The organism is Streptomyces sp. NRRL F-2580 (assembly GCF_000720115.1).
Lineage (GTDB): Bacteria > Actinomycetota > Actinomycetes > Streptomycetales > Streptomycetaceae > Streptomyces.
In genome coordinates this window covers 1-12,754 of the sequence record NZ_JOIR01000033.1, presented here as the reverse complement: position 1 = coordinate 12,754, position 12,754 = coordinate 1, and the positions used below count along the sequence as shown (strand labels likewise).

Annotated in this window: 14 protein-coding genes and 1 pseudogene; 9 read left to right on the top strand and 6 right to left on the bottom strand. The window is 71.4% G+C overall.

The genetic code is table 11. The features are described 5' to 3' along the window. Positions 1–27 precede the first annotated feature (27 nt). Entirely contained in the window at positions 28–711 is a 684-nt protein-coding gene (locus IF88_RS0129355; protein WP_030719052.1) for a TetR/AcrR family transcriptional regulator, read from the bottom strand. Between the two features lie 101 nt (positions 712–812). Between IF88_RS0129355 and IF88_RS0129350 the strand changes: the two genes are divergently transcribed. Next, positions 813–1,517: a DUF4386 domain-containing protein gene (locus tag IF88_RS0129350; RefSeq protein WP_234323739.1), complete on the top strand. Its 705-nt coding sequence runs from the start codon at positions 813–815 to the stop codon at positions 1,515–1,517. An 18-nt stretch (positions 1,518–1,535) separates the two neighbouring features. On the opposite strand, the gene IF88_RS0129345 is transcribed toward IF88_RS0129350, so the two are convergent. Continuing rightward, positions 1,536–1,976, bottom strand: coding sequence for a hypothetical protein (locus IF88_RS0129345; RefSeq protein WP_199808155.1), 441 nt, complete (start codon positions 1,974–1,976; stop codon positions 1,536–1,538). 311 nt (positions 1,977–2,287) lie between these two features. Here IF88_RS0129345 and IF88_RS0129340 point away from each other — a divergent pair, with 311 nt between their 5' ends. The 4 genes from IF88_RS0129340 to IF88_RS0129325 all read left to right on the top strand — a co-directional run bounded on the left by IF88_RS0129340 (position 2,288) and on the right by IF88_RS0129325 (position 3,756). Then, positions 2,288–2,491 (top strand): hypothetical protein, encoded by a 204-nt coding sequence (locus tag IF88_RS0129340; protein WP_199808154.1) that lies wholly within the window; start codon positions 2,288–2,290, stop codon positions 2,489–2,491. Positions 2,492–2,531: 40 nt separating this feature from the next. Continuing rightward, positions 2,532–2,804, top strand: coding sequence for a DUF3253 domain-containing protein (locus IF88_RS0129335; protein ID WP_030719033.1), 273 nt, complete (start codon positions 2,532–2,534; stop codon positions 2,802–2,804). A 74-nt stretch (positions 2,805–2,878) separates the two neighbouring features. Continuing rightward, positions 2,879–3,271: a YciI family protein gene (locus IF88_RS0129330; RefSeq protein ID WP_030719029.1), complete on the top strand. Its 393-nt coding sequence runs from the start codon at positions 2,879–2,881 to the stop codon at positions 3,269–3,271. Positions 3,272–3,489: 218 nt separating this feature from the next. Next, positions 3,490–3,756, top strand: coding sequence for a hypothetical protein (locus tag IF88_RS0129325; RefSeq protein ID WP_030719025.1), 267 nt, complete (start codon positions 3,490–3,492; stop codon positions 3,754–3,756). 92 nt (positions 3,757–3,848) lie between these two features. Here the strand turns inward: IF88_RS0129325 and IF88_RS0129320 are convergent, their stop codons facing one another. From IF88_RS0129320 to IF88_RS0129310, 3 genes are all read right to left on the bottom strand, one after another. Continuing rightward, a complete protein-coding gene (locus tag IF88_RS0129320; protein WP_030719021.1) occupies positions 3,849–4,184 on the bottom strand; it encodes a hypothetical protein in 336 nt (111 codons plus the stop codon). A gap of 259 nt (positions 4,185–4,443) precedes the next feature. Continuing rightward, the gene (locus IF88_RS0129315; RefSeq protein ID WP_030719019.1) at positions 4,444–6,276 is read right to left on the bottom strand and encodes a protein kinase domain-containing protein; all 1,833 of its coding nucleotides are present in this window, start codon (positions 6,274–6,276) and stop codon (positions 4,444–4,446) included. A gap of 191 nt (positions 6,277–6,467) precedes the next feature. Next, positions 6,468–6,845, bottom strand: coding sequence for an FKBP-type peptidyl-prolyl cis-trans isomerase (locus IF88_RS0129310; RefSeq protein ID WP_030719016.1), 378 nt, complete (start codon positions 6,843–6,845; stop codon positions 6,468–6,470). 348 nt (positions 6,846–7,193) lie between these two features. Between IF88_RS0129310 and IF88_RS48380 the strand changes: the two genes are divergently transcribed. The 3 genes from IF88_RS48380 to IF88_RS0129295 all read left to right on the top strand — a co-directional run bounded on the left by IF88_RS48380 (position 7,194) and on the right by IF88_RS0129295 (position 11,068). Beyond that, on the top strand, positions 7,194–8,579 hold the full coding sequence (locus tag IF88_RS48380) for a DUF5685 family protein (RefSeq protein WP_030719013.1): 1,386 nt from the start codon (positions 7,194–7,196) through the stop codon (positions 8,577–8,579). Between the two features lie 211 nt (positions 8,580–8,790). After that, a complete protein-coding gene (locus IF88_RS0129300) occupies positions 8,791–10,290 on the top strand; it encodes a DHA2 family efflux MFS transporter permease subunit (RefSeq protein ID WP_030719010.1) in 1,500 nt (499 codons plus the stop codon). A gap of 97 nt (positions 10,291–10,387) precedes the next feature. Further along, positions 10,388–11,068 carry a hypothetical protein gene (locus IF88_RS0129295; protein WP_030719007.1) on the top strand — a complete coding sequence of 227 codons (681 nt, stop codon included), beginning with the start codon at positions 10,388–10,390 and terminating at the stop codon, positions 11,066–11,068. A 109-nt stretch (positions 11,069–11,177) separates the two neighbouring features. Here IF88_RS0129295 and IF88_RS45770 read toward each other — a convergent pair. After that, positions 11,178–12,104 (bottom strand): annotated as a pseudogene (locus tag IF88_RS45770) (IS5 family transposase). A gap of 53 nt (positions 12,105–12,157) precedes the next feature. On the opposite strand from IF88_RS45770, the gene IF88_RS0129285 reads away from it, so the two are divergent. After that, positions 12,158–12,661, top strand: coding sequence for an NUDIX hydrolase (locus IF88_RS0129285; RefSeq protein ID WP_030719004.1), 504 nt, complete (start codon positions 12,158–12,160; stop codon positions 12,659–12,661). Positions 12,662–12,754: the final 93 nt, after the last annotated feature.

Below are 12,754 nucleotides of genomic sequence, written 5' to 3'. Positions count from 1 at the left end.
CGGCCGCGCGCACCGCCCGCGCACCTGCTACGCCTTCCGCACGGAGGTCCAGTCCTGGCGGCGGAGGCTCTCGAATCCGTCCAGGAGGAGGTCCAGGGCGAATTCGAACTCGAACTGGTCGTCGCAGCCGCCACCGACCGTGGAGCCCCCGTCGTGTCCCGCGGTCGCGGCCAGTTCCGCGATGTGCGGGTAGCGCGCCGCCAGCCCGGGGTCCGGCGGGCCGGAGGGGCCGGAGGTGTCGAACAGTTCCTGGCTGAAGCCGAGCAGGCGGCTGCCCATCGCGTGCATGACGTGGTGCGTGAGGTCGGCGGAGAGGCCGCCGGCCCGGAAGCTCCCGGCCATCGAGTCCAGGTACCCCAGCACGGCCGGGGTGGGCCCGGTCCGGGACTCGATGACCCGGGCCGCCCAGGGGTGGCGCAGCAGGACCCGCCGGGCCGAGAGGATCCGCCCGCGGACCACGTGCCGCCAGTCGGGGCCCGCGGCCGGCGGGTCGATCTCGCCGACGACGGCGTCGGCCATGCCGTCGAGCAGCTCCTCCTTGTTGGCCACGTGCTTGTAGAGGGCCATCGGTACGACGTCGAGCTCCTGCGCGAGCCTGCGCATGCTGAGCGCGTCGATGCCGGTGGCGTCGGCGAGCGCGACGGCGGCGCGCAGGACGCGGTCCTTGCTCAGGGGCATCCGTTGCGTGTGCGCGGCTTCCTGCCGGGTCATTCCGGTTCGGCCCCTTCTCTCCTCGACAGCACCCTCTCCTTGACGAGTGTACGTCGTACACCTATGGTTGCCGCCAGGTGTACGGTGTACACCACCATGGAGTGAGGGGTACCGAGAAGATGAATCCGGACCGGAGAACCGCGGTGGCCGCCGGGTCGCTGTTCCTGCTGACCGAGGTCGCCGCGATAGCCGGGGCCGTTCTGTACCGCCCCCTGCTGGGCGCGGTGGACGGCCGGCTCGCGCAGGGCGCCGACACGCAGGCGCTGCTCGGGGTGCTCTGCGAGGTGGTGCTGGTGGTGGCGGTGGCCGGCACCGGGGCGGCGCTGTTCCCCGTCCTGCGGCGTCACGGCGAGGGGCTGGCGCTCGGGTACGCCTTCGGGCGGCTGCTGGAGGCGGCCGTCATCGCCCTGGGGATCGTCGCCGTCCTGGCACTCGTCACCCTGCGGCGGGACGCGGGGGCGTCGGCCGGCGCCGACGCCGCGCTCGCGGCCTTGCACGACTGGACGTTCCTGCTCGGGCCCAACATCGCCCTCGGTCTGAACACCGTCGTGCTTGCGTACCTGGCGTACCGCGCACGGCTCGTGCCGCGCTTCATCGCCGTCCTCGGGCTGGTCGGCGGGCCGCTGATCTGCCTCTCGGCCGTCGCCGTGATGTTCGGGGCCTACGCGCAGCTTTCCGTGGCGGGGTCGGTCGCCGCGCTCCCGGTGTTCGCCTGGGAGCTCGGGCTGGCCGGGTGGCTGATCGCCAGGGGGTTCGGGCCCGGCTCAGTCGCCGCGTCCGGCGTCAAGGGCGGGAAGGCGGGCTGAGAGGCCTCGGCGGGGTGATCAGTGCCGGCTGTTCAAGAAGCCGATCGCGACCGCGCCCCACCAGGCAACCTGCGATACGGAGGCCGTCACGGCGCCGCGGATCAACAGCGAGCGGGGGGCGGAGCCGCCTTCGACGGCAGCCAGCCGGTGGTGCAGGGCCGACGCCTGGACGCCGTTGAGCGAGAGCACCAGGACGAGACCGAGCTTGACGCACGTCAGCGGTGAAGCGAGATCGGGGTGGAGGAAGGCGCCGCTGAACAGCAGGCCACCCAGACCGGCCCACACGGGCATGTGCAGGGGAGCGGTGGAGTCGAGGACCTCACGGAGGGTCTTGCGGCCCGTGAGCCACAGGGCGCCGTAGTAGTCGATGGCGAGTACGGCGCCGAAGCCCAGGACGAGGGAGGCGAGGTGCACGAACAGCGCCGCGGTGTGCAGGGTGACGTCGGCGCGCAGGTGCACGGCGATCCACGTCGTGGCCGCCCACCCGAGACACACCGCGAGGGACGCCGCCGCGGTCCCACACCACGAGGGGAGCCGGAGAAGCTCTGCTTCCCGCCCAGGTCTTCGGGGGGTCGCGGTGGCGTCGGCGGCGGACATTGCTGCTCCAGAGATCTTCTGCGGGGTGTGCTCACACCGGCGAGGAGCAAGCAAAGGTAAGGCTGGCCTAAGCATCCACGGGCGTCAAGGTGACCGTCCGCACTGTGGGCACGGCCCTGCGGGGAGGGGGCATGGGGACCGGGCAGCCGGGGCACGCGGCGTAGGGACGGTTCGTGTCTCAGGAGGTGGTGGCGGTGCGCGGTACGAAGGTTCTGGATTCCTTTCCCGCCGGTGATCCGTACGGGAGTTGGCCCGCCGAGGAGTACGCGGCCCGGTGCCGGGAGCGGGGTCAGCGGGTGACCGTGGTGATGGACCTGGACAGGGACGCCTTCCTCGTCGTGGCCCCCGAAGCGGACGCGATGCGAGACGCCGCGTAGCTCAGGGGCGGCCCGGCGCGACCGGGGCGACACTGGCGGAGTGGGCGACAGCGAACGGCATGCGGAGCAGCGCTTGGAGCGCGTCATCCTGGAGCTGCTGGATCGTCGCGGGCCCGCCGCGACGATCTGCCCCTCGGACGCCGCGCGAGCGGCGTACCCGGGGGAGGACGACGGGTGGCGTGCGCTCATGGAACCGGCGAGGTGCGCGGCCCGGCGGCTGGTCGAGGCCGGCGAGGTGGACGTCACCCAGGGCGGGCGTCCCGTCGATCCGGGCACGGCCCGCGGACCGATCCGGATCCGCCGCCACCGATGAGTTACGCGGCGGCCGCCGGTCTACCCCTTCGTCAGCACGCCGAGCGGAACGGTCCCCCCGGAAGGGTGAGGAACATGAAGTACATGATCCAGATGAACGTACCGGCAGCCGAGTGGGACGCCGTCATGTCGTCGTACTCCGACGAGGACATGCAGGCCATGTTCGCCCACATGGAGGCCCTCAACAACGAACTCACCTCCGCCGGGGAATGGGTGGACGGGCAGGGCCTCGGAGGCCCCGCGCAGGTCAAGACGGTGCGGGCCGGGAGCGACGGACGGCCGCAGGTGACAGACGGGCCGGCCCGGGCGGGAGACATCCTGGCCGGGTACTGGGTCGTCGACGTCAAGAGCGAGGAACGGGCCCTGGAGATCGCCGCACGGGCGTCCGCCTGCCCCGGACCGGGCGGGAAGCCCGGTGACGACCCGGTCGAGGTGCACCCGATCTCCGACGCCCCGACGGCAGCCTGAGCCACCGGCCCGGCCCGGCCGGTGCAGCTCGGCCGCCGGGCCTTGGACAGGACCCGGCCGCGAGCCACCACCTCCGAGCGCGGTACGGCCTTCACCCGGGGCCGGTGAGGTGAACCTGTACGCCGGACGGCGGCGGGGCGGCTTGCAGCAGTGGCACTGCGCCGGGGCGCAGCCGAGGCTCGGTTCCGGGGGCGAGCGCGAGGAAGGGGCAGCAGGCAATGCCACAGGCCAACGAGGAGGGCGTCGCCGACCGTCCGATCGGCACGGCGCCCCGGCGTCGCAGCCGAGCCGGACACCTGCGGACCGCGCTCAGGCGGACCAATCTGCTACCGGCGTTCCTGGTGCTCACGGCCATGACGGTCGCCCTGTGGCTGATGGGTATGCCGTTCCTCCAGGCCCTGACGATTTCCACCGGAGTGAAGATCGCGGTGGCTCTGCTCGAACTCCGGCGGCTGCCCACCCCTGCCGACGAGCCGCCGGCCTAGGAACGCCCGCGCCGTCCCTCCCCCCGCGAGGGCAGGACGCCCTGGACTGCTCGGGCGGGCCGGGCGGTGACGCACCGGCCCGGCGCCGATTCCTAGGCGGACCTGCGGCGCAGCGCCCGGCGAACCCCGTACAGGACGACGAGCAGCACGATGACCACGATCACGACGATCACGAGCTTCTTGAACAGGCCGCCCTTCTTCTTGCTCTTCTTCTTGCCCTTCTTGGTCCCGGTGGTGGCCCGGACCTGGGACGACGTCGGTGCCTGGAGGCCGGTTGCCACGCCGGCGCCGGCGAGGAGACCGCCCTGCGGCAGCGCCGCGGCGGCAGGAGCCTGACGGGCGGCCGGAGCGGCTGCCGAGGCGGCTGCCGCAGGGCCCAGTAGCAGCCCGGCGAGCACGAAGAGCGGGACGACCGCTGCCGCGACCATCGAGCGAGGCTTCTTCGGATTGCTGTTCGTTGTCACTGTCTCCCCTGTTCTCCCCTGCCCGAGCCGGGCCCGGTGGGATCCGGAAGGCCGGGGCTTGAAAGCATCGTCGACGAGTTCGACCGCCCCTGCAAGGACATGGGCTGCGCAAGGCCGTCGAGTGCGCGAGCGACGGGCCGGCCGAACCCATGGGAAACAGAGGCCCCTTGCCGTGGCCGGCGGTGCCAGGCGGTCCGGCGCGCGCAGGTGGGGGCCCGGCGACTCAGTTCTTCGCCGCGGCCTCGGCGTTGCGCCAGACCGTCAGGTCGAGGGTGATGAAGGCGGTCTCGTTCTTTCCGCCCGACCTGCCGCGGAAGGTCGCCAGCGCGATGTGGCCGGCCTTGCTCAGCACGCAGACCTGCGACCCGTCCGTGAGCTGGTCGAGGCCGACCTTCTCGGTGAAGCGCGTCACGGCGCGGCAGGTCTCCAGGGAGCCCTTCTCGGAGTTGTTCAGCAGGACGAGCTTGCCGTTCGTGGTACCGAACTTCTCGTCCCCGAACAGGGTGTCCCGGTAGAAGAAGAGGTCGGCGTGCCCGTAGAGCACCCCGGCGCCGGTCGGCTCCTCGGCCGGGCGCGGCGGATTGTCGGCGAACATCACCTGGTGGTTCTGGGGCACGTCGATGCCCTGGTACGAGACCGGCTGCGGGTCGGGCGCCTTCTGCGAGGCGCTGGAGCCGCCCGAGGGCTTGTCGCCCCCGCCCTTGCCGGAGCCGTCCGGCAGCAGGGACCCGATGACCGCGAGCCCGATGACCGCCGCCGCCACCGCCCCGACGACGATCAGCCCCGTCCGCTTGGGGCGCTGAGCGGGCGGAACGGGAACGAAGCCCTGGGTGTGGAAGGGCTGCGGCGCGCTGTGGCCCGGGGCGTACGAGGGCTGCGTGTGCTGGGGCTGGTTGTACTGCGGCTGGTTGTACTGCGGCTGTGGGTACGAAGCCTGCGCGTACGGGGGCGGCGTCGGGTAACCGGGCGGCATGGCCCCTGGAGCCCCCGAAGCCCCCGGCGCCGGAGCGGTCTGCGTCGGCGCGGCGGCCACACCCGTCGGCGTGTATCCGGGCGCGGCGGCGGGTGCCTGCGGCGAGACCTCGGTCGGAGTCGGAGTCGGAGCCGCCGCGGCCGTCGGCGGCTGCGGCGGCGGGGTGGGCGCCGGCGCGGGCAGCTGCCGCCGCTCGGTGAGGGAACCGGCGACGGCCTGCGGCAGCCAGTCCTCGCCCTGGCGCAGCGGGGCCTCCGAGGCCGCGTTGCACAGCTCGATGACCTCGGTCAGGGTCGGGCGGTCGGCCGGATCGCGGCTGAGGCAGCGGGTCACCACCGGCCGCAACTCCTCGGGCAGGGCGCTGAGGTCGGGGTCCTCGTGCACGATCCGGTAGAGCACCGCGTGCGAGGGCCCGTCGCCGAAGACGGAGGCCCCGATCGCGGTGAAGGCCGCGATCTGCCCGAGGGCGAAGACGTCGGTGGCCGGGGTGACCGTGCCCGCCGAGGCCTGTTCGGGCGCCATGAACGCCGGGGTGCCGACGCTGACGCCGGTACTGGTCAGAGCGGTGGAGTCGGCGGCCCGGGCGATGCCGAAGTCGATGACGCGCGGGCCGTCGGAGGCGAGCAGCACGTTGGCCGGCTTCAGGTCCCGGTGGACGATGCCCGCGCCGTGGATGACGTGCAGCGCCTCGGCGACCCCGACGGTCAACAGCAGCACGCTGCGCACCGGCAGCGCGCCGTGCCGGGCGACGGCGTGGGCGAGCGAGGGGCCGGGAACGTAGGCCGTGGCCAGCCAGGGCTGGGGGCCCTCGGTGTCCGAGTCGATGACGGGTGCGGTGTAGAGCCCCTGGACCCGCTCCGCGGCCCGCACCTCCTGTTGGAAGCGCCGCCGGAACTCGGGGTCCTCGCTGAACTCGGGCCGGATCACCTTGATGGCGATGGGCCGGCCGCCCGGCGTGTACGAGAGGTAGACCTTGCCCATGCCGCCCGCGCCCAGCACGGCCGCCAGGCGGTAACCGCCCACGACGGCCGGGTCGTCCGCCTTGAGCGGCTGGAAGAAGTCGGCGAAAGGTGCGCTGCCCATGGGATCCATCTCTGATTGCGGCGATTCAGCACCTGCCGGCGCCCCGAAGTCAACCGAGAGCGTACCCAATGCCCGGCCCACCCCGCCCCGGACCACCGGGCCGGCTTCGGCAGTTGGTGCCGCGCCGCCGCAGCCACGTCCTGGCGGACCGGGAGCGGAACCGCCGTGCCGGTGCGGCCTGAGCACCTTCCTCAGACCACGGAGAGCAGGTCCACCACGAAGACGAGCGTGGAACCCGCCGGGATCAACGGCGAGGGGGACTGGTTGCCGTAGCCGAGGCGCGGGGGGACGATGATCTCGCGCCGACCGCCGACCTTCATCCCCCTGAGTCCCCGGTCCCAGCCCTTGATGACCCTGCCACCGCCCACGGCGAACTTGAACGGCTGGCCCCGGTCCCAGGAGGCGTCGAACTCCACTCCGGACTCGAAGGTGACCCCGACGTAGTGAACCCGGACCACCCTGCCCGGCTTCGCCTCGGGCCCGTCCCCGACGACGAGGTCCCGGACCGTCAGCTCCTCGGGAGCATCGCCCTCCGGAAGTTCGACCACGGGCTTCGTCAGTTCACTCATCGCAGCCTCATTGCTCTCCGCCGGCATTCCTCGTACGGACCAGCCGGGCGCATGGTCACTCCATGCAGTGGATGACCACGCTACCGAGAACGCTGATCGACCGGAGTACATCAAACCCCACGGAGCACGGCCGCCGTGACTGGGCGTGCCACGTCTTCGGTACGCCACGGTGGCAGGACGCGGCGGTCCATCGGACGCCCCTCGGAAGGGACCCTCTAGGATGTCGGCCGCGCGTTGATGTCACATGCGGTTGACGTCACGCCGGGTCGTGCCTCACGTGCAGTTTCGCGTCCGTGAGCCGTCCGACCGGATGCGTCCGGGCAGCTGTTCCTACGGGGGAGAACTTCGGTGTTCGGAATCATCAGGCCGTGCCGTCATCGCCTGGGCGAGGGCTTGCGTACCGAGTGGATGGCGCATCTGTGCGGGCTCTGCCTGGCTTTGCGCAGCGAGTACGGGCAGTTCGCGAGGGTGGCCACCAACTATGACGGCCTGATCGTCTCGGTGCTGACCGAAGCGCAGTCGGAGCGTACCGGGGACTGGCGGCGGGGCGCCGGTCCGTGCCCGCTGCGCGGGATGCGGTCGGCGGACGTGGCGCAGGGCGAGGGTGCGCGGCTGGCGGCGGCGGTGTCACTGGTGCTGGCCGCAGCGAAGATGCGTGACCATGTGGCCGATGGCGACGGCCTGATGGGGCGTCGCCCGGTGGCGCTGGCGGCACGCCGGATCGCCCGCAACTGGGACCGTGCGGGCGTCGCAGGCGGCGAACGGCTCGGCTTCGACACCGCACTGCTGCTCGAGGCGGTCGAGCGCCAGCCGGACATCGAGCGGTCGACCGGCCCCGGTGGCTCGCTGCTGACGGTCACGGAGCCCGCGGAGACGGCGACCGCAGCCGCCTTCGCGTACACCGCGGTGCTCACGGACCGCCCGGACAACGCCGAACCGCTGGCGGAAGCCGGCCGTCTGTTCGGTCGGCTGGCGCATCTGCTGGACGCGGTGGAGGACCTGGACGCGGACGAGGCGTCCGGCGCGTGGAACCCGATCGCCGTGACCGGCGCGGACCGCGCCGAGGTGCGCCGGCTCTGCGACGACGCCGTCCGTGGAATCCGGCTCGCCCTGTCCGATGCCGAGTTCGTCGACGGTCGGCTGGTGCGGGCGCTCCTGGGCGGCGAGTTGGAGCGTGCCGTCGATCGGGTCTTCGACCCTCGGCATCGTCACCATCAGCGCCCCCGCCGGGTACGGGGCCTGCGCATGCTGCCCTGGCTGGGACGTCGTGCGGAGGTGGAAACGCCCTCGGGGACCGGGACGGGCACGGCCTGCGGCATAGGGAACCTTGCGGGCGCGGCCCCGGAGGGCGGGTTGATGGCGTCGGGCAGGCCGTCGGAGGGGCAGTGTCGGCGGTGCCGCGAGTGGGGCCGGTTGTGCGGCGATTGCAGGTTGTGCTCCACATGCTGCCGCTGCAACGAAGACTCCGGCCAGGATGACGGAGAGCCCTGGCAGTTCGGCGACGACAACCGCAACGGCGGTTCGAGCCGGGACGGTTCCGGGGGTGACGGCTGGTTCGGCGGCCAGGGCGGCGGTCAGGGCGGCGGCAACTCGGGCGGCTCCTCCGGTGGTTGGGGCGGGGGTCAGGGATCCGGCGGCCCTGGTGGTTCCGGAGGTGGCTCGGGCGACGGCTGCTGCGGTGGTGGTGGTGGCTGCTGCAATCCGTGCAAGTGCTGCTGCGACTGCTGCGACTAACGACGGATGAGCCTGGTTCCCCGCCCGGCGGGGGCCCGGCTCGGCGCCGGCCTGCTCCGGAAGCCGCTCTTGGCGTTCCGGGTCGGCAAAATGGTTTGAGCTTGGGCGGCGGCACCGAAAGGATGGGGGAAGACCGATGAGTTCTTCCCGGCGCCGCAGTCTGTCAGTGTGACCGCCACGCGCGGAGGACACTCACATGACGGAAGGCGCCATGCCCGCACCACACGAAACACCCGTCCCCTCGCCCGCCCGGGTCAACGCCGTGCTGCGGATTCTCGTGCTGTCCACGTTCGTCGTCCTCCTCAACGAGACGATCATGGTCAACGCGATCCCGCGGCTCATGCGCGAGTTCGAGGTCACCGCAGCCGCAGCAGGGTGGCTGTCCACGGCCTTCATGCTCACCATGGCCGTCGTCATCCCGGTGACAGGGTGGTTCCTCCAGCGCGTGACGACCCGAACCGCCTTCGGTCTCGCCATGGCGCTGTTCCTCGCCGGCACGGCTCTGGCCGCGGCCGCGCCCACCTTCCCCGTACTGCTGGCAGCCCGCGTCGTCCAGGCCGGCGGCACCGCCGTCATGATGCCGCTGCTCATGACGACGCTGATGACCCTCGTGCCCCCGCACGACCGCGGCCGTGTCATGGGCAACATCACCCTCGTCATCTCCGTCGCACCCGCCCTCGGCCCCGCCGTCTCCGGTGTGCTGCTCCAGCTGGGGTCATGGCGCCTGCTGTTCCTGGCCGTGCTTCCCATCGCCGGAGCCATGGCCGTATTCGGTCGGCGGAAACTGGTCAACATCGGCGAGCCGCAGGCCGCCCCCATCGACTGGATGTCCGTTCCCCTGGCGGCAGCGGGCTTCGGTGCCCTGGTCTACGGCCTGAGCGGGCTCGGTGCCGAGAACGCGGCCCGGGCCCTCGTGCCCCCGGAGGCCACCACCCTGGCCGGCGCCGTGCTCGTAGGCCTGTTCGTATGGCGACAGCTGGCACTGCAGCGCTCGTCCTCACCGCTGCTGGACCTGCGCGCCCTGACGTTCCGTCACTTCTCCGTGGCACTGGGCCTGATGTGCCTGTCCTTCATGGCCCTCATGGGTGCGTTCATCCTGCTGCCGATCTATCTGCAGGAGGTGTGCGGTCTGACCTCACTGCAGACCGGGCTGCTCCTCATCCCCGGCGGCCTGACCATGGGCCTGCTCGGACCACAGGTCGGCAAGCTCTACGACCGGCTCGGCGCACCACGCCTGGTCGTACCCGGAGCCGTACTCACCGCGCTTTGCCTCGCGCTGTTCGCCCTGACGGGCGAACAGACCCCGCCCTGGCTGGTGCTCGTCCTTCACGTGGCCCTGAGTGCGGGCATGGCGTTCGTCTTCACCCCCGTCTTCACCTCCGGCCTGTCCGTACTGCCTCCGCACCTCTACCCCCACGGCTCCGCCATCCTGGGCTCGCTCCAACAGGTCGCGGCCGCCGCCGGCACCGCCCTGGTCATCAGCGTCATGTCGGGACACGCCGCCACGGCAGCAGCCGACGGCGCCGACGCCACCGGCGCCCTCGCCACGGGCATCCGGTGGGGATTCGGCGTCGGCGCCGCGCTCGGCGCCCTGGCCGTGCTGGTCGCGTTGCTGATCCGCACCCCGCCCGCTCCGCAGCAGCCTGCGGCTTCGCAGGCCCAGGACGAAGACGGCACCACAACGAACAAAGCCGCCCACACACCCACCTGACACCCTCGATGGCGCAGGTCATGTGAGTACGCGTACTCACTCCGAGACCGGTCACCGCACCCATCCGCCGCGCATCCCGCTCGCATAGCGTCCTCGCATGCCCTACGAGACCGTGCCAAGCGCCGCCCTCCCTGACCCGAGCCGGTCCCAGGCCTCCTCGTGCCTCCTCGGCGCCCTGGGATGCGGCGGCGCGGCGCTCGTCGGTGTACTCGTTCTGCTCGCCACGCTCGCATGGGGTTCGACGGACACGGACTTCCCACGTGTCGCACCCGAGGAGATGGCGGACCGCGCCCTCCAGCGTTCCCAGAAGGCCTACGAGGTCGTGGGGTTCAAGCGCACCATAGAACCCGGAGTCGAGGACATCGGCGTCAGCACGCAGAACACGTTCGGCTCCAGCTTCTGCCACGACGGGGGCCTGCTGGGGCTGGACGACAAGACCGTCGACGGCGCCTACTCGATGAGCCACAACTGGGCCCTGGACCACGTGCCGGCGAGCCAGGCGGTCCCCGGCTTCCGCCGACTGCACGAGTTCTTCAAGGACAACGGCTGGAAGATCACGTCCTACGGCGAGGGCGAGCAGGGCAGGGACTGGGAGTTGTTCGTCCAGCGGGCCGGCGGCGACGAGCGGATGTCCTTCACCTGGTACCCGGACCGGGAGTACTTCACCGGCGGCGTCAGCATGCCCTGCGCCTACGATCCGGAGTGGAAGAGCGGCGACGTCGGCCCTGCCGGGGACGACCAGAGCCCACCCGCCTTCGGGCCCGCCCAGCGGCACTAGCGGGCGCCCCGCCGTCTGGTCTTGATCAGTTCAGCCACCTCCCATTCGTTAGTGATGAGACGACACCTCCGACCGTACGAGGTCTTTGAAAAGGACCCTGTCCGGGCGATCATGAGCGGAGCCAGATGACCAGGGCTGCGACGGTGACGGTGCCGAGGAAGACGTAGCCGCGTTTATCGAAGCGTGTCGCGACAGCTCGATGGGCCTTGAGTTTATTGATGGCGCGTTCGACCGTGTTGCGCTTTTTGTAGCGTTCTTTGTCGAAGCCGGGTGGTCGTCCGCCGCGTGAACCTCGGCGCAGGCGGGCGGCCTTGTGGTCCTTCTTCTCGGGGATGACGTGGCGGATGCCGCGTCTGCGGAGGTAGGCGCGGATGGTGCTGTTGCTGTACGCCTTGTCCGCGCTGAGGCTGTCCGGTGTGCGGCGGGACGGCCGACTCCGGCCCGGGGGTCGCGAATCTTGTCCATGACCGGCTCGAACTGGGTGCAGTCCGCTCGCTGTCCCGGGGTGACGGTGAGGGACAGCGGGCGTCAGCGGCCGTCGGCGCTCAGGTGGACTTTGGTGGTGAACCCGCCGCGGGAGCGGCCCAGGCCCTCGCCCGCCGCGCCCCCGCCATCAGGCGGCTGAGCAGCCTCAACCACGGCCTCTCGCTCTGGTGTTCTGCTGCGGTAGCCCCTTTTGGGAAACTCGGCGTCGGCGGCGGGCGCCGGCGGCGTGCTGGTGGGCCCGCATCACCGTGGAGTCCACCGAGATGTCCCAGTCGATCTCGCCGTCCGCGTCGGCAGCGGCCTGGACCTGCTGGAACAGCCGTTCCCAGGTGCCGTCGGCTGACCAGAGCCTGTGCCTCTCATACGCGGTCTTCCACGGGCCGAACCGTTCCGGCAGGTCTCGCCACGGCACTCCGGTCCGTACCCGGTGCAGTATCCCGTTGATCACCTGCCGGTGGTCTCGCCACCGCCCGCACTGGTTGTTGCTCACCGGCAGCAGCGGCTCGAGTCGCTCCCTCTGCCCGTCCGAAAGGTCTCCCCGCCCCGCCATGCTCCGGACAACGCTCCAGGTCAGCGGCTGGACACGGCCCTACAGTGGAGGACATGCCAGACGATCAGCACTACGTGGCCGTGGAGGCCGACGTCGAGATCCCGGTCCCCGCCGACGGCGAGATCTGGGCGGTCGGCGCGGTCATCCTCAACCAGGACGGCAAAGCCTTCGCTCAGAAGCGTGGCCCCCACCGGCGGCTCTTCCCCGACTGCTGGGACATCGTCGGCGGCCACGTCGAGCCCGGAGAGTCCCTGCTGGACACCCTCGCCCGCGAGGTCGAGGAAGAGACCGGCTGGCGCCTGCGCCGCATCCGGCGCCTCCTCGGGATCACCACTTGGACCGGCGACGACGGGGCCGGAAAGCGGCACGAGGCCGACTACCTCATCGAGGTCGACGGCGACCTGGACCACCCCGCCCTGGAATGGTCCAAGCACACCGCCTACGACTGGTTCGGCCCCGACAACCTGCCCCGCCTCAAGGAAAACCGGGCCCCCGGCGAATACCTCATCCACGACCTCATCTCCAAGGCCCTACAAGATCGCCCGGACACGCTCTAGTAGGGCTTTGTTAGGTGGTGTCGTAGGGCTGCCAGGTGGGTTGTCGGCAGGTTGGGCAGGTGCCGGTCCAGGTGGCGAGTAGGTGTTGGAGGA